Raw genomic sequence first — 22,245 nt, 5'->3', positions numbered from 1 at the left:
ATTCGCGACAGTTTCACATTTTATCACGGCAGAATCTTAAAATCCGGACTTATTATATCAGAAAAGGAGAAGGGCCACAACTAAAAGTTTGTACTTTTTTAATTTTCTTTCTCTCGTTCTTCCAGAAGCTGACCGATTTTTGACACAAACAGATCAAACTCCACATCATTCTTACCACTGTTGATGACCACATCTGCCTTGGAACGGGTCGGTTCTACATAGAGATAATGCATCGGCTTTACCGTGGTCAGATACTGTTCGATGATGCCATTCAGATCACGTCCGCGCTCCGATACATCTCTGGAGATACGGCGCAGGATTCGTTCATCCGAGTCTGCTTCCACATAAACCTTGATATCCAGCAGGCTGCGCAGGCGTTCATCGGCCAGAAACAGGATTCCCTCTACAATGATGATCGGCTTCGGGTCGATCCGGACTGTTTCGTGGGAACGATTGTGCTGGCTGTAGTCATAGACCGGACTGTCAATGGATCTTCCCGCTTTCAGTTCCTTCAAATGCTCGATCAGAAGGTCGGTCTCCAGAGAATCCGGATGATCGTAGTTTACCGTCACTCTTTGCTCGAACGGGACACCATCCTGACAGCGATAGTAATTGTCGTGGTATAAAACCGCCACGTCATCCCCAAAATAAGCTTTGATTCTGTTTGTAAAGGTAGACTTACCTGAGCCGGATCCGCTGGCGTGCGAACCGGCAGTCCACTTCATATTCGATCTGGTCAATGACGATGACACTGTCTGCCGAAACACGCCGTTCAATCTCCAGAAGGAAGTCTTAGTCGATATTATCCTGCGTAAGACAGCGGATATGATCTGGCTCAGAGAAGAAACGATCCTGTGGTGACATGCCGCGCAGGGAAGAATGAGGTGCCAGGTTATAGCTTTGCACATAAGCATACAGGCTTCCGCGCAGTTCATCCAGCGAGCGGAAATCACGCATATCAAGGCAAGCCATCCACTGGTCTTTTAATGTACGGAACCAGCGCTCGATTTTGGCTTTTGAAGTTGGGGTATATGGCTGGCAGTAGCTGAGTGTTGTACCGATCCTGGCAGCAAGGAGTTCCATCTGCTTGTTTTTATAAGATTTTCCATTGTCAAAGTTCAGTACCTTTGGCCGGCCATACTTTGATACGGCTGATTTCATGACGGACATCAGATTGATGAAGTTATCATTGTAGAAGACGTCAATCCCGGTAATAAAACGGCTGGCATCATCAATCAGGGCAATGATGTAAATACGGTGTTTTTTGCCATCTGCATCAGTAAGGTGTGGTCCGACACTGCTGTCGCCGCACCACACCTCATTGATATGCGGGCGTTCATAACGGCGCATATCCCGGTTTGGAGTCTGCCGCAGTTCGATCTGGAGCTGGTTGACGAAGCGGCAGACTGTGGATTCGGAAACCTGTCCGTTTATGATGAAACCATCATTTTTGAGCTGTCTGTAAATGGCTGCCGCCGACATGCGTGGATAATTCGTTTTAAAATACCGGATCCGTTCCTGCAATTCATCATCAAGTTTACGGCTCATACCTGCATCAGAGCGTCCTTTCGGGATAAGGGCATCAAACCCGTGGTTCTGATAATCCAGATACCATTTTTCGATGGTTGAGGGTGCATAGTGATGCACGCGGCCATCCGGTCCGACAAGTCCTTTGGTGGATAGTTCCATGTAAAAAGCGGTCTTGCTTGGATAGTCTTCATCCAGACCGGCAATAAGTGGTGCGATTGCGCCATAGCGCATCAGTGCAATCGCCTGCTGTTTTTCCTGTTTCATTTAATTTTTCCTCCTTTTTCTAAAGGATAACGGACCAGGAAGTATCTGTCGTGTAAGGTTATGTTGGTAAAAGAAAAAGTTTGTTGCAGGTGGTTTTAATCTGCATAAACTGCCTACGGAAACAGGAAAAGCAGCCTGTTACGAGCAAAGCAAGTTTGAAAAGTGTCAGACCGGCAGAACGGAGACGTTCCTGCCAATGGAGCCGGTAGGAACGGAAGATGGATCTGATGTTGTTTTCGTCAACACAGCATTGACCTGCAAGAACGGGACGAATAGAGGAGTTCTGTTCACAGGCAAGGATACTGGATATATGTACTGTCAGGGGAATCTGGGAATAAGGTACAAAGGAAGACAGAAGAAGGGCATGGGTATGTCCGCAGTGTTTGCAGTAAACACGAACAACCGTTAAAGTAATGATACGGTCCTTAAGCGGGATCTTCCGTTTATAGGAACCATGGCGGATCAGGGATCCAGAGTGCCCACAGGTACATGGGATCAGGGTCAGATCAAGAGAATCTATTATTTTGTTATAAAAATCTGTTATAAAAATCTTGAGAAATATGGTTGTAATTTTCTGTTTTGATTGTTATCATAAGAGAGGACGTGGCGAGAGCTATGTTTATTGCTTGAAGCAGAAATCAAACTTTGGTCGGTGGGATTTCTGCTTCTTTCATTATATTTACAGGTTTCAATCAAAGATGATAACACAAGAAGTCTCAGGATAAAATAATCTGCGGGAAAATACGTCAGATTATCTTATGCTGAGACTTTTTTTAATTTGCATGAAAAAGTAAAAATGAGTTTGTTATAAAATGCTGGATAACATAAAGTCGATGCATTAAAAGCCAGCGACAAGGTATGTTTTACTGTTTATGGAAATGAAACCATCAAAGAAGAGAAGTGGGCACCGTTTGTATAGAGCACGGTTATATTTGGCAGATGCCATTTATTGGAAGAAAGTGCAGAAACAACGGAAATCTTGAAAAAGATTGCGGTGAAATACTATCCGAATGAACAACTGATCGATGAGGAAATCAAACGCTCGGGAAAAGCTGTACAGCTTTTTGAAATAGAAATTGAACATATCAGCGGCAAAGAAATTCAGGAGAAATAAAGCCTGATCATGATGCCTTTTAGGGTACTGCGCAGGGTACCGGCTTTGGTACCCTGAGTGGTACCCTGCCTTTTCCGGGGCAAAACAAAAGAGCCTGAATGCCTTGATTTTGGTGTGCCACCCGTCAAGTGTATAATTAAAACACTGGTTAAATTATACACTACCCCAGTGATTTTTAACCAGTGCTTTAATTCCATCATGAATATTGGTGTTTGAATTCCCATCCAGAAATGTGACAACACGAAATCCAATATCCACATATTTCTTACGTTCAGCTTCAAATTCTTCCTGTGAAGAAAAATCGTTACGCCAGAGATAATACGTTGGCTTCCGCAAGGTTATCACATCCTTTCTGTTAATTTTTCTATAACTATCATATAAAAAGTGGACAGTTTTCGTGTCTGTCCACTTTAAAATAAATTTATCGTTCACGATCTGAATGGTTTAATTGTCCTCGTTTTGCCAGTTCCAGTATTTCTGGTGGAATACGATTCATCAGATTCTGGAGATTTTCATAGTCAGCTCTGAGTCTGGCATCGTCCATTTTCTTCTGGATACTACTGGACGTTGCTTCTTTTACCTGCCTGGATAAAACCTGTTTCTGCTTTTGTAACGTTGCATTATCTGACTTTAAGGAACTTATTGTCTTATCATATTTCCGAACCTGTGTCTGAAAGTTCTCCATTGCAGGAAAGAATTTTTGTAAAAGTTCTACTGCTTTATCTGTATTTTTACCAGCATTAAAGAAATTTGTGTTTTCCAGTAAATCAGTAATCTGCTTAGCCTGCCGGGTAAGATGTGCTGCTTCTTTAAAAAGTCGTGGCGAAATATGTTCACGCCCGGTCATACTGGCGGCTTCTCCTCGTTCCAAATCTGGATATTTTTCTACCATATGTTTCCAGAACTCATCCTGCCACCAGGTCAGCTTTTTCTTATTTCCAAGAATCTCTTTTGCACAAAGTCTTCCATCCTGAGTTATCGGGACAAAAGAAAGGTGCATATGCGGAGTTTTCTCGTCCATATGCACCACAGCCGAAAGGATTGTCTTTGAATCCTGATACTTCTCAATAAATTCCAAAGCGGTTTGGAAATACGCTCTGATTTCACTTTTTTTCTTATCTTTGAAAAATTCTGGTGTAGCAGTAATCAAGGCTTCAACAACACGTACACTGTCTTTGCGTGTCCGGCATCCGTATTCTTCAATCAGTCGATTCGATTCTGCCCGGTACTTTCCGACTGGTTCAATCAAGTGATAATTCAGATTTTTTCGACTGTTATCTATATCCGGATTGCTGGCATATTTTTCTTTTTTTCGTTCATTGTGTGCTTCAATATTGCTGATTTCAGGTCCTTTGTATTTTGCAAATCTTAAAATACCGTATTGTGCTTTCTGCATTTGTACTTCCTCCTTTCCCAAAAACAGGCTAACTGTCATGTTATTTCCGACAGCCAGCCTGAAAAATATAATGTGTAACTTACATTGAATTACTACGTACATACGTACCAGATTTAATTTGTCCATTCTTTTGGTACGTACGTACACTGGGAAGCGTCCATAAAACCATCTGTATAGGACGGCTTTGTAATAACCTCTACTCCCGTAAATCCCCATACTCGTCGCCCGGCAGAATTTTTTATTGTATTGCAATGTACCAGATTGTATTTTGTTTGAACAGCAATCATAGCATCTGAGAAACTACGATTTTTTAATGCAGTCATAGAATTTTCTTCACACCAGAGCCGATAGCTCTCATACAGTTCCTTGGAACTTGCACTTGCTTCTGGCTGAAAACGAATGTATCCTTCTGATTCTAAAAATTCCAGTACATTGTTATTGTCTCGTTTCACATTTTCACGATTCGCCTTGATACGGGGACTTTCTGTGAATTTAAAATTCTGACGGACTAACCGTTGTAACCCTTCAAATGCCCAGAGAAAAATACTTTCAGCTTCATTCTTCATTTTTTCTGCCAGATAGGGATCATCTACACGATCAGCAGTTTTCTCCTTTGTTGTCAGCACTAATTGCCTTCGGTAAAATCCATCGCTTCGGTCATACAATGCCTGCAAATCACCATTGCTGAATGCAAGCAGTCTGGAAAAAAGCCACCCCTGGTAACTTTGCTTTCCTTTACGTTCCAAGTCCATTTTCCCCTGAGCAGTAACAATGGATTTTACATAGCTGGTCTGTTTCAGAGCTTCCATTCGCATATCATCATCTACGCATAATAAAATGTGTTCAAGGTCAGCTCTGGCAAAGCGGTTTTCAGAAATTTTACCGATACTTCCGTCTTTCATATTTGAGCCTAACAAGCTGTTAAGAACAGCACCAATTTGTGATTTTCCCTCGCCACCATTACCCTTTATAATCATCATTCGTTGGTCTACGCTCCGCTTCGGTCGGTGCTAAACGTGTGCCACTGGCACACAGCACCCTTTGTTGCTTGGAATCAGACAATATCCTATGAACTCCTGTAAAGTTGGAATATCTTCTGGGTAGAGCAGTTGATCTAAAAACGACAGCCATGTGGCAGCTTCTGGTGCATCTGAATTATAATTGACCGGAAGACGTGTTCGTACAATATCTGGTTTTTCAGGGATAAATGTACCATCTATATATAGCGTTCCATTTGCAAGATGAATTTTATTGGCTTCCGGTGGAAAATCCTCTATATAAGCTGCCAGTTTCATAACTTCCAGAATATTAGTTACTTTGCGTGGAACATTGTTAATGGCATAATGTTTCAGACTTTCGAATATTTCCCCACGAAGGGGCAGATCATCAGTAATCCGCCCCTCCGGAGTAAAAAATGCATTGTTGGCAAAGAGTATTTTATGCGTATGGAGAAATTCCTCACAAAAGGCAGCTTCATTGATATTGGTTCCGTCAAACCAAACTGGATAGTTACTAAGCTGCTTCTTCATATGTATCCTCCTCATCACGAGGCCCTGAAAGATATTTCAAATCTCCCAGATAGCCTGTTTCTTTCATGGATTTTACAACTTCAAAGCCTTCCTCTTCATCTGCAAAGGTCAGATAGTCTGCCAGATATTCGATATAACTCAGATTTTCACATGCTTCTTCAAATCGTTCGTCCATAGGTAAATCTGGTCGTTTCGGTGCATACAGTGCTTTCCATTTTTCCAGACGATGAAGATATTCACAGACTATTTTCTGGCATTCACGTAATTCTTTCTGTCTGTTCTTTGTTTCCATGTACTCTGGCTTTTTCAAAGCTGCTATTACTGGTGGATTGTCTGGTGTAATACCAAAATCTACAGCAATTTTCTTGGCAGCTTCATAGTTACTCAGTTCGAACAGATTTGCAACAAGCTGAATCACATCTCCGGTAGCACCACAACCAAAACAGTAGTAATAAGTGGTATTCAGTTTCATACTTGGGTGATGGTCATTATGAAATGGACAACAGATCATGTTGTTTCTTCCAATTTTCATGCCATAATATTCGGCAGCCTGTCCGACTGTTACAGTTTCTTTTATTGTTTCAAATAATCTCATTCTATTTTCCTCCTCGTATAAGTTTGAATTTAAAGCTGTGCCGTTTTATCCAGTTCCTTTCCTGACAGGCAACCCTTCTCGGCGCTGTGTCGTCTCTTTGTGAGCGCTCTTTTCTAATCAGAAAATCGTGGCGGTTTATGAAGTTCCGGAACGGTCATTTAGTTTTCAAGGTTCTGTCTGATCGATCATGGTGACAGTTTAGCATGAAAAAATCGCACCCCTGATTTATTCACGTACAATGAAAATCAAGAATACGATTTGATAAAAAATTACAAATTTGCACAGGCACAGATATAATGGAAGTAGTTTAGGAGGTGACGAAACAATGGGAAAATCTGATTTAATAGAAGATGAAACAAGTCTTGCCTACCGATTGAGTAATTTGCGGAAAGACCATGATTTAAGCCAAAAACAATTGGCTGATCAGCTTCATGTGACTCATTCACAAATCAGTCGTATTGAGAGCGGTGAAACAAAAAATCCTAATATAAGCATTGTAATAGATGCCGCCAGGTTTTTTCATGTTTCTACTGATTATCTGCTTGGAATCACTCAGATTACTTCACCCAAAAGTTATGATATATCGGAACTTGGACTGTCGGAAGAAGCGGTAACGAGACTGATTACCAGAAGAATAGATGTAGATATTTTAAACCGATTATTGGAACATGAACATTTTCCAAAATTATGTATTATGATTCGGAATTATTTTGATGATACCATTGCTGAGGGCATCATGGCACGAAATAAAGTCATTGATTTTGCTGTTGATCAACTAACTTATATGATGACTGCAGAGCCATCAAAAAGAAAAGAAATTATAAAAGATAAGCAGTTTGTAAGTTCACAAAAATTAGGAGCAAATGAAGCAGACATTGAAAAAATCAAGATTCAGTTTATGGCAATATTACGTGATATTAAATCTGGTATGCAGAAAAAAGAACCAACAAAAGCGGTTGCTACAGCCGAAGCCGTACAGATGATCCGGAATGCATTGCCTGATAAGCCGGCTTCCGATATTACAAGTACTGACGTAGCAAATGCAGTAGCTTATTATATGGGGCAAACAACAGATCTGAATGATGAGGGACTTGCAATGGTGCAGAATTTGGCAAAATATATCTGTGACAATAGTGTATCTGAGAAAAATTCAGAGAATAGCTGACGTAAGTATGGATATACCTTTCAGCACAGAATGCCGGGAATTGGGGATAATCGCAAGGATATAGAATTTCTTCCCGGCAGCCACAATTTTATAAAGGTATAACACACTAGACTTTCCTGACGGAAAATCGTGTGCCAAGGGAAGTGCCGCCCCTTTGGATACCCCTGCTTGAATATTGCCAGATATGGCAGATAATAAAATATATCAAGATTTCTTTTACAATCGAAGGAGAATTATAAATATGTCAGAATATGGATTTACGAAAAAAGACTGGGTATTATTCAGAGAAAAAATTGCCGATTGGCAAGAAGCCTATATGGACAAATTGAATAAAGAGTATATTGATTTATTAAATGGCGATGGTAGACCTTCAGAAAATTTCTGAGCTTTGGAAGAACGAATACGGAATGATAAAAAAGATACAGGTGTACAGTTAAGAATGATCACCGTTTTAACTGTATCTACAATATAACTTCATTGTTAAATGAAGGTGCTATTACTATGGAGGATCTGGAAGAATTTAGTGATGAATTGAAAGAAAGAATACGTTTTATTGCAAAATAAAAAGCCCTATCCTTTCGGAACAGAGCATTTATAGATGAAAGAGATTATTTGGCAGGCGTCGCGGCTCCTGCATCTCTTTTAACCCATAGGGTGCGTGGTTGCAACGAAATTTACCACCTCAAATAATCTCTTTACTATCTTATACATATTATACCCCAATTATGCTTTTTTGTAAATAACATCCTTGTTACGCAAGTAGTTATTCAGCCTCTTCTCAGTTATTTTCCAACTGGTAATCACAGAATTTTTATAATCCTTATTATCATCAGAAGTTATGATTTTCAATACCAGAAGAGAACTTTCCTCGCCATTAAGGATCTTTTTAACAACCAAACCAGTATTTGGACGTTTGTCCCTGAAAATATAATCCGGATCATCTAATATGTCTCTTACGTAATGCATCGTATCTATGTATGCTTCTGGATGCCTTTCACGAATATGCATCATTTGTTCTTCTGTAATAATCACCTCATCAGCTATGTGGTTACTGGAAATACAATCATAAATATCCCAGTCTAGAGTTCCAAGGCTGTGAATTACAATATTTTTCTCTTTAACGATAACGCCATCTCCTATACGAACCTGATTATACTTCATAATGGTTCTCCTTTCTGCCAATAACTTTTCTTGGTTTGTGATTGCGCCCTTTTGCACAACCAGTCTACGTTATTATCATAACACAGGTGCTTTACTATGTACAAGTAGAAACTAGATTCTTCGCACTATTCAATCCATCCACCCAATTACACAAAATCACAATCGTCTCATAATTTACATTGATATATGTACGCCACCTTTACGGCCGCCAAGAACTTTTTTGCCTTTCAGATCTTCCCATTTAAAATCCTTCATCTCTTCCCTTGCCACAAGAAAGTTTCCGGCGCGCTGGGTAAGCTGGGCAAAGTTTACTGCCGGGTCGGTGGCGCCTTCCTGGTATGCATAGATCGATGCTTCCGCTCCCATGAAACCGATATCTGCCTCACCAGAAATCAGAGCTGTCAGAACTTTATCTGCGCCAAAACCAGTTACCAGTGTCAAGTCCAGACCTTCCTCTGCAAAATATCCCTCTTCAATCGCCACATACTGCGGCGCATAGAAAATCGAATGCGCTACCTCATTTAATGTAACCTTCGTAATCTTCTCCTCTGCCCCGTCCTTCTTAGCAGCAAAAGCCGTCATCGGCAGCGCGGTCACCGCCAAAACCACTGCTGCCGTCAGTGAAATCCATTTTTTATTTTTCATGCAGATACTCCTTTAAGAAACTTCTGCTGTTAGGATATGCATAAAGGTCCTAAAAGGTTCAAATTCAAAGGTATTATCCGTTTTCTCAGTCTCTTCTGCCCTGTTTGGACTGGATCTTGTCTTCGTACATCTTAACATGATCAGTGCCAGTACAACACTGAGAACCAGCACAACAAGGATCACATGCTTCTGAAGGAACTGTCTCACATTCATTTCCGGATTTGCATAATCTTCCGCGATCCAGTAACTGCCGTAAACAGGAAAAATCGTATCAACTTCTCCCTGCAAAAGAGCAGTTTCCATCTCATCATATAATTCCGGACTTTTTTTGCTGACTGCAAAATAGTATGGGGAATATCCGATCTTCACAATGGAATTCCAGAGATATTTGGAAATTTCTTTCTCCGCAACCGTTGTGGAAACAATGGCATCCAGCTTACCGCTGTTCATGTCTGCATATCTCTGCTCACTGCTCTCATAAAGCTCGACCTGGCATTTCACATTGTTTTTCTCACACCACTCCTAAAAAAGATCTACCTGCACACTGCCTTTGTTGATTCCCACTCTGGCAATCTCAAGCGTAGAAAGATCGGTTGATTTCCATGATGCAATGCCGGGTTATCCTGCGTCAACATAATTTCCGTTAAGAAATCCTGCTGTGCTTTTTTTCTCAAAAATATTGTCACGTCATGAATCATATGTTAAAATATGCAACGAAACTGGTTCGAAAACCTCCCAGTATAAAAAACTAGGCAAAGTAAAAAAAGAATTTCCGGCTGCACGTAATAAGCAGCCTTTTTGCTGATGCTTTTGTTTATTGGAGGTGATAAACAATAGCATTTTTTTTGCTTTGACATAAGTTGGAAAGGAACAAAATGAACAAACGAAAAATTATCATTGACTGTGACCCGGGAATCGATGACAGCCTTGCGATTATGCTGGCTCTAAAATCACCGGAAGTCGAAGTGCTTGGAATCACCATTGTCTGCGGAAATTCCCCGGTGAAAATGGGATTCGAAAACGCCAAAAAAATCCTAGCGCATATGAACCGGCTGGATATACCGGTTTATATCGGCGAAAACAAGCCTCTGAAACGTGACTATGTAAACGCTCTGGACACTCACGGTGCAGATGGTCTTGGCGAAAGCTTTCTGCCCAGGGTGCTTGGATATCAGCAGGAAATCGGTGCCGTAGATTTTCTGGCCGATGTGCTGAAAAAAGAAAAAGTCTCCGTAATCGCACTCGGACCGATGACCAATCTTGCCAAACTGATTCAGAAAGACCCGGAAGCTTTTGACCAGATCGAGGAACTGGTATCTATGGGCGGTTCCTTCAAAAGCCACGGAAACTGCTCTCCTGTTGCAGAGTACAACTACTGGTGCGATCCGGATGCTGCCGCACTGGTCTATGACACCCTTTACAAGAATGGAAAAATGATACACATGATCGGTCTTGATGTGACAAGAAAGATCGTTCTCACTCCTACTATTCTGGAATACATCTGCCGCCTGGATAAGGAAACCGGTGAATTTATCCGAAAGATCACGAAATTTTATTTTGACTTCCACTGGGAATGGGAGCATATCATTGGCTGTGTCATCAATGATCCACTGGCAGTGGCATACTTCCTGAATCCAGATATCTGCCAGGGTTTGGATTCCTATGTACAGATTGAAACCGGAGGCATTACTCTCGGACAGTCCGTTGTAGATTCCATGAATTTTTATCGAAAAACTCCAAATACAAAAGTACTGACCGAAGTAGACGTATACGCATTCTTCCAGCTGTTCCTCTCCAGGATTCTTGGCCTGGAACCGGAAAAACTAGATATTTTGCAGGATTTAATATAAGGAGTGACTGAATATGAAAACAGAAAAAATAAACGTACAGAAAATCTGCCTGATCGCTTTCGCCATCTGTATTAATTTCGTAGGCGGACAGATCGCGCTTTTTCTGAAACTTCCCATTTATCTCGACAGTATCGGTACTGTATTTATTGCTTCCATTCTTGGACCGTTTTATGGCATGCTTCCTAATCTCATCAGCGGATTATTGATGGGAATGACTGTGGATATTTATTCTCTGTATTATGCTCCGGTGGGAATTGTTCTCGGTTTTGTGACCGGTCTTGTATACCGGAAATTCCAGCCAAAAAAATGGCAGATTTTTCCGGCAGCTGTTGCAATCACCCTTCCATCAACCCTGATCAGCTCCTGCATCACCGCGTTTTTATTTGGCGGAATCACCTCTTCTGGTTCCTCCATTCTTGTACAGCTTCTTTCCAAAACACCTCTTGGAATGGTCGGAAGCTGTTTTGTGGTCCAGTTTGTCACCGATTACATTGACCGTGTTCTCTGTCTTGCACTGGCTGCTGTTATGATCGGTGCCTTACGCAAAAATATGAAAGAGAGTTTTATCCGATGAAAGTTCTTATTACAGGTACCAGCTCCGGAATTGGAAAAGGATGCGCGGAGTTTTTTCTGAAAAAAGGCCATGAAGTCTATGGATTTGATAAAAATGCTGCTACGATCGCGCCGCCTGGATATACCCATTTCTGCCTGGATATCCGGAATAAGGATTCCTACCCGGAACTCCCTCCTGTGGATATCCTGATCAACAATGCTGGAACGCAGGACGGAAATGACATTGACGTAAACTTAAAAGGAACCATTTCCATTACCGAACATTACGGAATCCATGCCAATATTTACTCCATTGTGATGATCGGTTCCGCAAGCGGTCACACCGGCTCCGAGTTCCCAGAATATGCAGCCAGCAAAGGCGGCGTTCTGGCCTATACCAAAAATGTGGCAATGCGGATTGCGCCTTACCAGGCCACCTGCAACAGTCTGGATTTCGGCGGCGTCATGACCGAGCTGAACCGTCCGGTCATGGAGGACAAAAAACTCTGGGATCAGATCATGGATCTGACTCCTATGAAGCGGTGGATGACTGTGGAAGAAGCTGCGGAATGGATTTATTTTATCTCTGTAAAAAACCGCTTCTGCACCGGTCAGAATATTCTCATCGACGGCCTGGAAGCCGGAAACTGCAACTTTATCTGGCCGGATGAAACATAAAAATCTCTTCTGCTATCTTTTCTGATCTGTGTTATAATAGACCTCATAATATTCAGCGTTCCAAAAAACGCCGTAAACAGGAGGAAATCACTATGGACATCAAAGAGGAAATCCATTCATTATCAGAAGAAATGCTCACAAACCTTGGCAGACTGGTTGCCATCGACTCCCAGCTTGGCACACCTGCCGAAGGAAAACCTTTCGGTGAAGGCCCTGCAAAAGCTCTGGAAGAGGGTCTTAAGATTGCCGAAGAACTTGGCTTCAAAACCGTAAACCTGGATAACTACTGCGGCTATGCAGAAATGGGTGAGGGCGATGAAATCGTTGGAATCGCCGGACATCTGGATATTGTGCCAGTCGGTGGTGACTGGACTTACGATCCTTTTAAACTTACCCGTGAGGGCGACCATGTATACGGACGTGGAACCACCGATGACAAGGGTCCCGTCTTGGAAGCACTCTACGCCATGAAACTTCTCCGTGACCACGGCGTAAAGCTGAACAAAAGAGTACGTCTGATCATGGGCTGCAACGAGGAGACCGGTTCCAAATGTATGGAACATTATAACCAGGTAGCAGAAGAACTCTCCTGCGGTTTTACCCCGGATGCCAGCTTCCCATGTATCCACGGTGAAAAAGGCCGTGCATTTATGATGGCCTATTCCAAAAATACCCGGATCATTTCTGTAAATGGTGGATTTGTAGCAAACGCAATGTGCGACACCTGCACAACCGTAATCCCTGCAGATACCGGCCTGAAAGAGAAACTGGAATCCGCCTTATCCCAGAGCAAGCTCCAGGAATACAAAGTAACCGAAGAAAACGGAGAACTGACCATCTACGCAAAAGGCGTTCCTGCCCATGCCAGCACACCGGCCCTTGGTGTCAATGCCGCAGGCGTAACCTTTGAGTGCCTTGCAAAAGCCGGATTTGAAGATGATTTTGTAGAATTCTATAATTCCCATCTCGGCACCGCCTGCGATGGTTCCGGTATCGGACTGAAATTTGCAGACGAGTACGGCGAGCTGACTTTCTGCAACGGAGTTGTAAAAACCGAAAACGGTGTAATTTCCTGTACCATTGATATCCGTGTTCCTGTAACACTGAAAGAAGAAGATGTACGCAGAATGTGCGAAGGTAAACTGGAAGACAAAAACGGCCGCATTGAAATCGTTGAGATCGGCGCTCCGCTGTTCTTCCCGAAAGAATCTCCGCTTGTAAATGCCCTGTACAAAGCCTACACCGATGTAACTGGCGATACAGAACACGAACCTGTAGTCATCGGCGGCGGTACTTATGCAAAATCCCTCAAAAATATCATTGCCTTCGGACCTGAAAAAGAGGGAATCGACTACCGCATCCACGGAGCCGACGAATTTATCCTGGTTTCCGGTATGGAAGAAGCAGTCCTGATCTATATGGAAGCAATCAGAAATCTGCTTGCTATCTAAAAAACACACTGAAACGTCAAACAGGTTCCGACAGAAGTGGAGGATTACTTCTGCCGGAACCTGTTTTATTTTCAGGGAAAATAATTCAATTATATATGTTTTATACAAAAAATTCATTTAATTTTTGTGTATGATTTTCCGTTTTCTGTTGTCTTATTATGTTTCACTCTCTGATGAATCCATATTTTTCCATCCATAACGGAGAATGGATATCACCATAGACGATTCACTGACAATTTCGTCTAATATTCCCGCCCAGGAACCAACAACAATATCATATATGATCCACAATGGTGAATTGATCAGCATTCCAACCAGGCGGATTTTCCGTGCATTGTATGTGTATCCACCTATCGTTGCCGCAATATTAGCCACAACCGGAAGCAGCGACCACCATCCGGTCCAGGTAAAGATCAGCGTTGTCACCTGCAATATACAAAGCAGGCAGCACATCCGTCTTCCTTTCAGAATATCATTTTTGCTTCCCAGGCAGAATGAACGCACGGTATTCAGTATATAGCTTATCCCACCGGTAACTGCCCCTAACAGTAACAGATGTACCGTATAACACAGATAGGAAAAAAACTGAACCCGAAACAGTGATTTATTACTCCTGAACTGATAAGATAAAAAAAATAAGATGGTTCCCCAAAATCCTATCCCCTGTATTAATAAAAAACGAATTGACATTATTCCTCCAAAATTATTATCTGTTTCTGTGAAATATATTTTCCTTCCAGATCATATCATAATCTCAGCCATATTTCTATTTCCGTTTACTCTGACAAACCCCTTTCATATCTGACTTTTCTTTCTGATAATAACAAATCTTATGGAAAAAGAAAGCACCTGTGTTATAATATCTCATATAAATCACCCCTGCTGGGGACTTATTTGATTTGGGTCAAGCGGATATTCGCAATCCGCATTCGCTACTTGCTCACAGTCTAACATGGAGATGAGAATTCTTATATGACATTAAAATTAATCGCACTTGATATTGACGGTACACTTACCAACGATGAAAAAAAGATCACAGAAGATACCCGGAGCACACTTCTGAACTTTCAGAAACAGGGAGTCCGGGTAATGCTGGCTTCTGCCAGACCTGTACCCGGACTTTATTCTGCTGCCAGTGAGCTGCGCCTTTGTGACCACCACGGCATCCTCATGGCCTACAACGGCGGAAAAGTTATAGATGCCACAGATGGACAACTTCTTTCACAAACCCATATGGATCTTAATAAAACCCGGGAACTTCTACACTTTCTGGAAGCGCTTCCTGTCACTGTAATCCTGGACGACGGCGAACGTTTCTACGTGGAAGATGCTCATGGATATAAGGTGGAATACGAATGCTGGAACAATCAGATGGAATGCATAGAAGTCGATAACCTTGCAGATTTTCTGGATTTTTCCCCGATAAAACTTCTCCTATCTGTTGATCCGACTGAAATCCTGAACATTCAGGATATGATCCGCAACCATCTTCCTGATGATCTCTGTGTTGTCCGCACAGCACCTTTTTATCTGGAGATCATCCCGGTTTCCATCAATAAGGGAAAAGCTCTTCTTGATGTGTGCAGCCGCCTTTGTATTGATCCGGCTGACACGGCAACATTCGGTGATTCCGAAAATGACATTCCTATGCTCCAGGCCGCCGGCTGTGGTGTTGCCATGGGAAATGCGGAAGATGCGGTAAAGGCTGTCGCTGATAAGGTTACACTGTCCAATAATTCGGACGGTATCGCTCATGCACTTCGTGAACTGATAATGTAACAATTGTTTTCCTATTTCCATACTGGTATAATACGAAAAGACTTCTCAGTATCACGGAGGAAAAAATATCTATGGAACTTTTATTTCTGGCGCTGTTTGCAGCCAGTCTCATCGCATGTGTAGTCACCGGTGCTTCTGTTGTTTTTGCCCTGGTATTCGGGTACATTCTGTTCTTTTCCTATGGGCTGCTCCACGGAAAAAGTGTAAAAGAGATGCTTCGTTTTTCCCGGAACGGAATTTTCACGGTAAAAAATGTTCTGCTGACTTTGTTGCTGATCAGTATGCTGACAGCGATCTGGCGGGCCTGTGGTTCCATTGCGTATATCGTATATTATGCTTCTGCCATCTGTACTCCTTCCGTGATGCTGCTGGCGTCTTTTCTTCTGTGCTGTCTGATCTCCTTCCTTACGGGAACCTCCTTTGGAAGTGCCGCCACCATCGGCGTGATCTGTATGACTATGGCCAACAGTATGGGGATTCCAGCCTTTCTTACCGGCGGCGCAATCCTGGCCGGGATTTTTTTCGGGGACCGGTGTTCTCCTGTTTCCACCAGTGCACTTCTTGTCAGCGATCTGACGAAAACAGATCTTTTTTCCAATATCCGGAATATGACACGCAGTGCTCTGGTTCCCTTTATACTGAGCTGTATTCTGTATGGAATTCTTGGTTTTTCCGTCCATACAGGATCTGCTGCGGATACTACCAGAAATTTGCTGCGGGATTATTATGCGTTCTCGCCGTTGATGCTTCTTCCTGTTGTAATCGTGCTGGTACTTTCCCTTCTTCATGTGGATGTAAAAAAGACCATTGCCATCAGCGGACTGGTGGGAATGGTCATTGCGGTTTTGGTACAGCACTTTCCGGTTTCGGAACTTCCTGCTTTATGTTTTTCGGGATTTTCTCCTTCTGATGGGGAAATTGCGAAGCTGATGAGCGGCGGCGGTTTTCTTTCCATGCTGCGTGTTTACCTGATCGTTGGAATTTCTTCCTGCTATTCCGGCATGTTTGAGGGAACCGGATTTCTGAACGGAATTGAAGCCCTGATGGAAAAACTGGGCTCCAGGATCACCCCTTATGGCACAACCTTACTGACTTCCATTGTCACTTCCGCCATCTCCTGCAACCAGACCCTTGCCATCATGCTCACCAGCCAGCTGTGCAGGGAAAACAATCCGGAAAAATCTTCCTTTGCCCTGGACCTGGAAAATACGGTGGTGGTCATTGCACCCATGATTCCCTGGTCCATTGCAGGAGCCGTTCCACTGGCTGCCATCGGTGCGCCAAACAGCAGTATCGGAGTAGCGTTTTATCTGTATCTACTGCCGCTGTGGGGGCTGGTCGTGCATTTGATCAGGTAGGGTCTGTTTTTACTGTCAGGTCTTTCACCCAACAATATTTCTTATAATTCAGATACACAGCCGGTATCTTCACAAATTCATCCAGACTGATGACAAAGTATACCGCAAGCACCGGAAGTTTCAGCACAAACGCGGCGATAAGGCCCAGCGGGACCATAATGCACCACATGGAAATACAGTCGCAGTACAATCCGAACTTACTGTCTCCGCCTGCACAGAAAATCCCGCTGATGGTTACTCCGTTTACGGAACGTCCGATCATATAGTAAGCACAGATCAGCAGCATTCCCTTAAGATATCCTTCCGCTGTAACGCTTAAATTGGCCACACGGAGGATCAGCGGGCTGAATGCCAGAAGCACCAGTCCCGATACGATTCCGCTGGAAACAGACAGATGGCAGAGCCTTCTGCCGTATTCTTTGGCTTTCTCCAGTTTTCCGGCTCCCAGTTCGTTTCCTACCATGATACCGCCACCGTTTCCAAGTCCCATACAGAAGCATCCGGCCAGGTTTTTGACAATGCTCGCAATGGAATTGGCAGCTACCGCATCGCTTCCCAGATGTCCCATAATTACGGAATACATGGAAAATCCGGTTCCCCAGACGATCTCATTGCAGATCACCGGCGTTGTATATTTCCAGAAATCTCTCCTGAGAACAGGATCGTCTCTGCGGAGATATTTTGCCCGGAGTTTTACCTGATCTTTTCCCACAGTTTCCAGAACGCACCATGTAACTTCAATGATACGGGCCGTTACTGTTGCCAGTGCGGCTCCGGCGATCTCCATTCTTGGCATTCCGAACAATCCATAGATCAGCACTGCATTGATAAAAATATTTACTACCACACTGGTGGCACTGATCATGCTGCTTTTTGCCGCTCTGCCGCTGTTTTTCAGGATGCAGAGATACATCTGCGAGATTCCGGTAAGCAGATAGGATACCGCGATCACACGAAGATACAGGGAACCGCCCCGGATCAGTACCGGATCATTGGTAAAGATCCTCATCAGCATTCCCGGGATCAGCAGCGCGGACAGGGTAAAGACCAGAGAGATCACAGTGGTAACTTTCATCACAAAGGCAAAGATCCGCTCCACTGCCGGAATATCTCCCTTTCCCCAGTACTGGGCTGCGATAAGAGAAAGGCCGATGGTCATTGCTTCCAGAAGAAGGTTGTGGATAAATGTTATCTGCCCCGCCAGAGATACTGCGGAAAGAGAATCCTGTGAGATCACTCCCAGCATCAGGGCATCGGATGCACTGACCAGCGCCAGCATAAACTGCTGAAAAGCGATAGGCATCACCAGGCTTATAAGCTTTCTGGTGAATGCCGGGTCTTTTTTATTTTTCATTTATTTTTGCCCATGCCTCCTCATCAAATTTCCGATCTTTAAAGTAATATGGCTTGTCTGCATCGGTGATCTCGCGGATCACGCGGCAGGGATTTCCGGCTGCACATACATTATCCGGAATGTCCTTTGTCACTACGCTTCCCGCGCCGATCACAACGTTGTTTCCAATTTTTACACCAGGAAGAACACAGCAGCTTCCGCCGATCCACACATTATCCCCGATGGTGACAGGAATCCCGTACTCAAAAGCGGAATTACGGCTTTCCGGATGGATGGGATGTCCGGCTGTGCAAATACCTACATTAGGACCAAACAGTACGTTATCCCCGATGGTGATCTTTCCCACATCCAGCATCACACAGTGGGTGTTGGCATAAAAATTCTCCCCGACTTCGATATGGCTTCCGTACTCACAGTGAAACGGTGGCTCAAAATATACGTTTTTCTTATGTTTCAGTCCTGTACGTTCCAGACATTCCATTCCTTTTTCCGGGTCAAAAGGCATGGCCTCATTGTACTCCCGGACGGCCTTTTTTGTTTCTTTCTGCTGCGCCACTACTGCATCATCGGAGATGTATGCCATTTCGTGATCTCTTCTGTAAATATTGTCCATTGTAAATCCCTCTCTTATAAATACACTTTGTTTTCTTCAAAAAAATGCCCGATGTCTCCTGACGCACTGTGAGTGATTCCGGAGAGGACGGCGGCATGCTCCACTATATCTGCCTCACAGTTTACGCGGACATTGACCGAAGCATCTTTTCGTTTTATAATTATATTGTATATTTTTAAGTTATTCTATCGGTTTTCTATCTAACTTTATAACAATCCTGCGAGGTATGAATATGATCTATATAGGCTTAAAGGATGACCTTTCTGAAAAAATGGTCTACGATTTTCCAGGCAGATGCATTACGGATTTTCTGAAAGTCACAGGGAATGTGAATTTTTTTGCATCCTCATCCACCCCATGCTTCTGTGCACATTACCTGCCTATGAAAAAAACTTCGTCCTTCCTCTGATCCGGAACAACGAAGTTCCCTTTTTTATTTTTGATCCCGGGATTTCCTGGCAGGCACAGATTCTGAAACAAATGACAGACATCTATGTACACCGTAAGAGTAAAACTGCTCCTTTACGGATCCTGTCCTCTTTTTCCCTGATCTGGGCTCTGCTTCTTGAACATCTGCCCTCTGCCTCCCGGACCGAAGACCATACCAATACAGATCTTACCACCATCCGGAACATGACTGGTTTTATCCAGCAGAACTACGCTTTCAGGATTTCCCTTAAGGAAATTGCGGCTGCCGGTTCCGTAGGTATCAGCAAATGCTGCAAACTCTTTTCCAGATATTTCAGCCAGAGCCCAAATCTCTATCTGAATCAGTACCGCCTGAACAAAAGCGCCCTGCTTCTCCGGGAAACCGATATGACTATAACAGAAATCGCTCTTTCCACCGGCTTTGGCAGTGCCAGTTATTATGCGGAATCTTTTCGGAAATGGGCCGGCATGAGCCCCGGTGAATTTCGAAAAGCCAGGTAACTGCTGCCGTCAGATCACACTGTCTTCCTGAATTTTGCCGGTGACACGCCAAACTGTTCCCGGAACAGATGATAAAAATGACTCACATTGGAAAATCCACAGCACTCACAGATGTCCAGGATCTCCCTGTCTGTCTGGGCCAGAAGATAGACCGCGTATTTCAGACGTTCCTGGTTGATATACTGAGTAGGAGTTTTCCCGCAGATCTGTTTCATCAGCCTGCAGAGATGGCTTGGGGAACAGGGCGCCAGCTCACACATTTTTTCGTAACCTTCCTGAAGATTTTCGATCCTGGACATATTTAAGAGAAGTTCTGACAACCAGGACGGCATCTGGTTCCAGGGGTCTTTTTCATCGTAAGTGAAAAAATAATCCTCCAGAAGAAGTGCAATGATACACTGTGCATGATATCTTGCATGCCGGGGGTGGCTGCCGTTTACCAGATCTCCGGCCATATCCATCGCTTCCAGAACCCTGCGGAAATTTTCCCCTTCCAGATGAACATAGGCCGGCATCTCACTGTTTATCAGTTTATCCATCTTTTCTTCCTGCTCCAGAAACAGGGAAACATTTCGAAGCACCTGGGTGGAAAAGCCCAGATTCCGGACACAGAAATTCTCTGAGTGAAAAAAGCTGTAGCTGTGCATATCATTGGGGCGTATAAAAAACAGGTCTCCTTTTTTCACCGTCTGCACGGAATCATTGATCAAATGATAGGCCGTACCCTCTGAAATAATAAAAAGTTCATAATGATTATGGGTATGTAGCGGCACATGCTTGTAAATATCCGAGATCGTATAGGAAAGTCCGGACTCTTTGCGCAGTGGATATTGTTCTTTTCCAAATACCGGTATTGCCATTTTTTCTACTCCTCCCCGTTTTCTGATATCAATATACTACAAAAATCTGACAGCTGTAAACAAGAAACACGGTGGAAATTGTGATATTCTTTTTACCGCATTGAGGTAGATTTTCTGTTGAAAAACGATCTCTCTGATGCAGAAACTTGATCTTTATTTCTTTTTGAGGGAGGACTTATTATCATGTCATCATCCAAAGCTCGATTTTTTAATCCGGCTGTTGTAGGTCTGATCATGCTCAGCTTTTTTCTGGGTACCAGTGAATATACGGTGATCGGTATCCTGCCGGAAATTGCGGACGGATTCGGGATTTCGCTGACACAGGCCGGAAGTATTGTATCTCTGTTTGCGTTCGCCTATGGCCTGGGCACTCCGTTTCTGGCCGCCTATGTGGGAAAATATAACCGTTTCCGTATTACCATGCTGGGAATTTCACTGTTTGCACTCTGCAACCTGATCTGTGCCATTGCTACCAATTACATGGTATTTCTGGTGTTCCGTATCCTTACAGCTGTGGTTTCCGGTACTGTGGTTTCCATCTCCATGACGTATGCGGAAGATGTTGCCTCCATCCCGGAGCATATCCCGGGTGTAATCGCAGGTGTTTTTTCAGGCTTCAGTATTGCTTCGGTCATCGGTGTGCCTATCGCTTCCACCATCACTCATGTTTTTGGATGGCGTGCGGCTTTTATCACGATCTTTGTGGCAACTCTGGCTCTTCTGGCACTTCTGTTTATGAAACTGCCACGGCAGAACCGTCTGAAAGCAGGAAGTATCCTGGAACAGTTTAAGCTTTTTCTGGATAAAAGGATCTCCATCGGCTGTGCCATTGTTTTTCTGGCCGGTGCTTCCACTTACTGTTTTTATACATACCTGACACCGATCTTCCAGCAGGAGCTTCATATTCCGGATTCCATGTTAAGCCTTGCGCTTCTGATCTTCGGTATTGCGGCTATCACCAGCAACGTAAGTTCCGGTCAGGTGGCAAACAAGACCGGCATCCGCCTGCTGCCTCTGATCTATGTGATACAGACTGTATGCCTGCTGCTTCTTCCCATTGCCACCCACAATCTGGTAAGCGGAGGACTGGTACTTTTTATCCTGGGTGTTGTGATGTATCTTCTGAACTCACCGCTGCAGATGCATTTCCTGAAAATTGCTACCAGAGAACATCCGGCCTGTGTAAACCTGGCTTCTTCTCTGATCTCGGTTTTCTTTAACTTTGGTATTGCGGCCGGTTCTGCCATGGGTGGTGTGATCGTGAAATATGCCGGTCTTCGTTTTGTGGGAATCGGCGGTGCAATCCCTGGTATCGGAGCGATCATCTGCGCGGTGATCCTGCTTCAGATCATGAAACCGGGTGCGGATATCCGATAAATCAAACAATACTGTCCATTTACCGGGACTATAGCATTTCCATA

25 protein-coding genes, 1 pseudogene and 1 riboswitch are annotated in these 22,245 nt (G+C 43.6%); of the genes and pseudogenes, 12 read left to right on the top strand and 14 right to left on the bottom strand.

From position 1 onward, the window contains the following. Positions 1–98: 98 nt before the first annotated feature. Positions 99–725, bottom strand: a complete 627-nt coding sequence (gene udk, locus KQI39_RS06920; RefSeq protein WP_008391942.1) for a uridine kinase — start codon at positions 723–725, stop codon at positions 99–101. Beyond that, positions 682–1,794 (bottom strand): annotated as a pseudogene (locus KQI39_RS06915) (DDE-type integrase/transposase/recombinase); the annotation flags it as partial. The pseudogene KQI39_RS06915 and the gene udk, both read right to left, overlap by 44 nt. Before the next feature lie 196 nt (positions 1,795–1,990). Between KQI39_RS06915 and KQI39_RS06910 the strand changes: the two are divergent. Beyond that, positions 1,991–2,203, top strand: coding sequence for a hypothetical protein (locus KQI39_RS06910; RefSeq protein ID WP_216417428.1), 213 nt, complete (start codon positions 1,991–1,993; stop codon positions 2,201–2,203). A gap of 540 nt (positions 2,204–2,743) precedes the next feature. Beyond that, positions 2,744–2,908 (top strand): hypothetical protein, encoded by a 165-nt coding sequence (locus tag KQI39_RS06905; RefSeq protein ID WP_216417403.1) that lies wholly within the window; start codon positions 2,744–2,746, stop codon positions 2,906–2,908. Positions 2,909–3,061: 153 nt separating this feature from the next. On the opposite strand, the gene KQI39_RS06900 is transcribed toward KQI39_RS06905, so the two are convergent. The 5 genes from KQI39_RS06900 to KQI39_RS06885 form a co-directional block, all read right to left on the bottom strand. Then, positions 3,062–3,253: a hypothetical protein gene (locus tag KQI39_RS06900; protein ID WP_216417401.1), complete on the bottom strand. Its 192-nt coding sequence runs from the start codon at positions 3,251–3,253 to the stop codon at positions 3,062–3,064. 76 nt (positions 3,254–3,329) lie between these two features. Then, entirely contained in the window at positions 3,330–4,304 is a 975-nt protein-coding gene (gene mobV, locus KQI39_RS06895; RefSeq protein ID WP_216417399.1) for a MobV family relaxase, read from the bottom strand. A gap of 113 nt (positions 4,305–4,417) precedes the next feature. Continuing rightward, on the bottom strand, positions 4,418–5,284 hold the full coding sequence (locus KQI39_RS17675; RefSeq protein WP_330653968.1) for a DNA primase family protein: 867 nt from the start codon (positions 5,282–5,284) through the stop codon (positions 4,418–4,420). 30 nt (positions 5,285–5,314) lie between these two features. Next, entirely contained in the window at positions 5,315–5,833 is a 519-nt protein-coding gene (locus KQI39_RS17670) for a hypothetical protein (RefSeq protein ID WP_330653967.1), read from the bottom strand. Then, a complete protein-coding gene (locus KQI39_RS06885; protein ID WP_216417397.1) occupies positions 5,817–6,428 on the bottom strand; it encodes a CHC2 zinc finger domain-containing protein in 612 nt (203 codons plus the stop codon). Before KQI39_RS06885 ends, KQI39_RS17670 begins: the two co-directional genes overlap by 17 nt. A gap of 325 nt (positions 6,429–6,753) precedes the next feature. Between KQI39_RS06885 and KQI39_RS06880 the strand changes: the two genes are divergently transcribed. Further along, on the top strand, positions 6,754–7,593 hold the full coding sequence (locus tag KQI39_RS06880; RefSeq protein WP_216417395.1) for a helix-turn-helix domain-containing protein: 840 nt from the start codon (positions 6,754–6,756) through the stop codon (positions 7,591–7,593). A 241-nt stretch (positions 7,594–7,834) separates the two neighbouring features. Next, positions 7,835–7,978 carry a hypothetical protein gene (locus KQI39_RS17310; RefSeq protein ID WP_253293093.1) on the top strand — a complete coding sequence of 48 codons (144 nt, stop codon included), beginning with the start codon at positions 7,835–7,837 and terminating at the stop codon, positions 7,976–7,978. Positions 7,979–8,316: 338 nt separating this feature from the next. Here KQI39_RS17310 and KQI39_RS06870 read toward each other — a convergent pair whose 3' ends face one another. The 3 genes from KQI39_RS06870 to KQI39_RS06860 form a co-directional block, all read right to left on the bottom strand. Then, a complete protein-coding gene (locus tag KQI39_RS06870; protein WP_216417393.1) occupies positions 8,317–8,754 on the bottom strand; it encodes a PBECR2 nuclease fold domain-containing protein in 438 nt (145 codons plus the stop codon). Between the two features lie 174 nt (positions 8,755–8,928). Next, complete coding sequence (locus KQI39_RS06865; protein WP_216417390.1) at positions 8,929–9,399, bottom strand: ABC transporter substrate-binding protein; 471 nt, start codon at positions 9,397–9,399, stop codon at positions 8,929–8,931. A 12-nt stretch (positions 9,400–9,411) separates the two neighbouring features. Continuing rightward, complete coding sequence (locus KQI39_RS06860; protein ID WP_216417388.1) at positions 9,412–9,900, bottom strand: hypothetical protein; 489 nt, start codon at positions 9,898–9,900, stop codon at positions 9,412–9,414. A 212-nt stretch (positions 9,901–10,112) separates the two neighbouring features. Then, positions 10,113–10,157, top strand: a riboswitch (PreQ1 riboswitch). 117 nt (positions 10,158–10,274) lie between these two features. Here KQI39_RS06860 and KQI39_RS06855 point away from each other — a divergent pair. The 4 genes from KQI39_RS06855 to KQI39_RS06840 all read left to right on the top strand — a co-directional run bounded on the left by KQI39_RS06855 (position 10,275) and on the right by KQI39_RS06840 (position 13,930). Next, positions 10,275–11,249, top strand: coding sequence for a nucleoside hydrolase (locus KQI39_RS06855; protein WP_216417386.1), 975 nt, complete (start codon positions 10,275–10,277; stop codon positions 11,247–11,249). Between the two features lie 13 nt (positions 11,250–11,262). Further along, positions 11,263–11,823, top strand: coding sequence for an ECF transporter S component (locus tag KQI39_RS06850; protein ID WP_173761805.1), 561 nt, complete (start codon positions 11,263–11,265; stop codon positions 11,821–11,823). After that, the gene (locus KQI39_RS06845) at positions 11,820–12,479 is read left to right on the top strand and encodes an SDR family NAD(P)-dependent oxidoreductase (RefSeq protein ID WP_216417384.1); all 660 of its coding nucleotides are present in this window, start codon (positions 11,820–11,822) and stop codon (positions 12,477–12,479) included. The genes KQI39_RS06850 and KQI39_RS06845 overlap by 4 nt, the downstream gene beginning before the upstream one ends. 92 nt (positions 12,480–12,571) lie before the next feature. Further along, positions 12,572–13,930, top strand: coding sequence for a M20 family metallopeptidase (locus tag KQI39_RS06840; protein ID WP_148444988.1), 1,359 nt, complete (start codon positions 12,572–12,574; stop codon positions 13,928–13,930). Between the two features lie 156 nt (positions 13,931–14,086). Here the strand turns inward: KQI39_RS06840 and KQI39_RS06835 are convergent, their stop codons facing one another. Next, positions 14,087–14,620 (bottom strand): YgjV family protein, encoded by a 534-nt coding sequence (locus tag KQI39_RS06835; RefSeq protein ID WP_173761804.1) that lies wholly within the window; start codon positions 14,618–14,620, stop codon positions 14,087–14,089. Between the two features lie 282 nt (positions 14,621–14,902). Here KQI39_RS06835 and KQI39_RS06830 point away from each other — a divergent pair, with 282 nt between their 5' ends. Together KQI39_RS06830 and KQI39_RS06825 are read left to right on the top strand one after the other, a co-directional pair. Continuing rightward, positions 14,903–15,709 carry a Cof-type HAD-IIB family hydrolase gene (locus KQI39_RS06830; RefSeq protein ID WP_148444990.1) on the top strand — a complete coding sequence of 269 codons (807 nt, stop codon included), beginning with the start codon at positions 14,903–14,905 and terminating at the stop codon, positions 15,707–15,709. 71 nt (positions 15,710–15,780) lie between these two features. Continuing rightward, positions 15,781–17,067: a Na+/H+ antiporter NhaC family protein gene (locus KQI39_RS06825; protein ID WP_216417382.1), complete on the top strand. Its 1,287-nt coding sequence runs from the start codon at positions 15,781–15,783 to the stop codon at positions 17,065–17,067. Here KQI39_RS06825 and KQI39_RS06820 read toward each other — a convergent pair. Then, the gene (locus tag KQI39_RS06820) at positions 17,060–18,421 is read right to left on the bottom strand and encodes an MATE family efflux transporter (RefSeq protein WP_216417380.1); all 1,362 of its coding nucleotides are present in this window, start codon (positions 18,419–18,421) and stop codon (positions 17,060–17,062) included. The genes KQI39_RS06825 and KQI39_RS06820 overlap by 8 nt on opposite strands. Continuing rightward, positions 18,411–19,034, bottom strand: coding sequence for a sugar O-acetyltransferase (locus KQI39_RS06815; protein WP_216417378.1), 624 nt, complete (start codon positions 19,032–19,034; stop codon positions 18,411–18,413). The genes KQI39_RS06820 and KQI39_RS06815 overlap by 11 nt, the downstream gene beginning before the upstream one ends. Before the next feature lie 480 nt (positions 19,035–19,514). Here KQI39_RS06815 and KQI39_RS06810 point away from each other — a divergent pair, with 480 nt between their 5' ends. After that, positions 19,515–19,964, top strand: a complete 450-nt coding sequence (locus KQI39_RS06810; protein WP_216417376.1) for a helix-turn-helix transcriptional regulator — start codon at positions 19,515–19,517, stop codon at positions 19,962–19,964. Between the two features lie 14 nt (positions 19,965–19,978). Here the strand turns inward: KQI39_RS06810 and KQI39_RS06805 are convergent, their stop codons facing one another. After that, positions 19,979–20,824: an AraC family transcriptional regulator gene (locus KQI39_RS06805; protein WP_216417374.1), complete on the bottom strand. Its 846-nt coding sequence runs from the start codon at positions 20,822–20,824 to the stop codon at positions 19,979–19,981. Positions 20,825–21,007: 183 nt separating this feature from the next. Here KQI39_RS06805 and KQI39_RS06800 point away from each other — a divergent pair, with 183 nt between their 5' ends. Continuing rightward, positions 21,008–22,201 carry an MFS transporter gene (locus KQI39_RS06800; RefSeq protein WP_173761797.1) on the top strand — a complete coding sequence of 398 codons (1,194 nt, stop codon included), beginning with the start codon at positions 21,008–21,010 and terminating at the stop codon, positions 22,199–22,201. The last annotated feature ends 44 nt before the right edge of the window (positions 22,202–22,245 follow it).

Source organism: Blautia sp. MSJ-36, assembly GCF_018917985.1.
Taxonomy (GTDB): Bacteria; Bacillota; Clostridia; order Lachnospirales; family Lachnospiraceae; genus Blautia_A.
The sequence above is the reverse complement of the archived record's forward strand: the minus strand, read 5'-3'. Positions and strand labels throughout refer to the sequence as shown.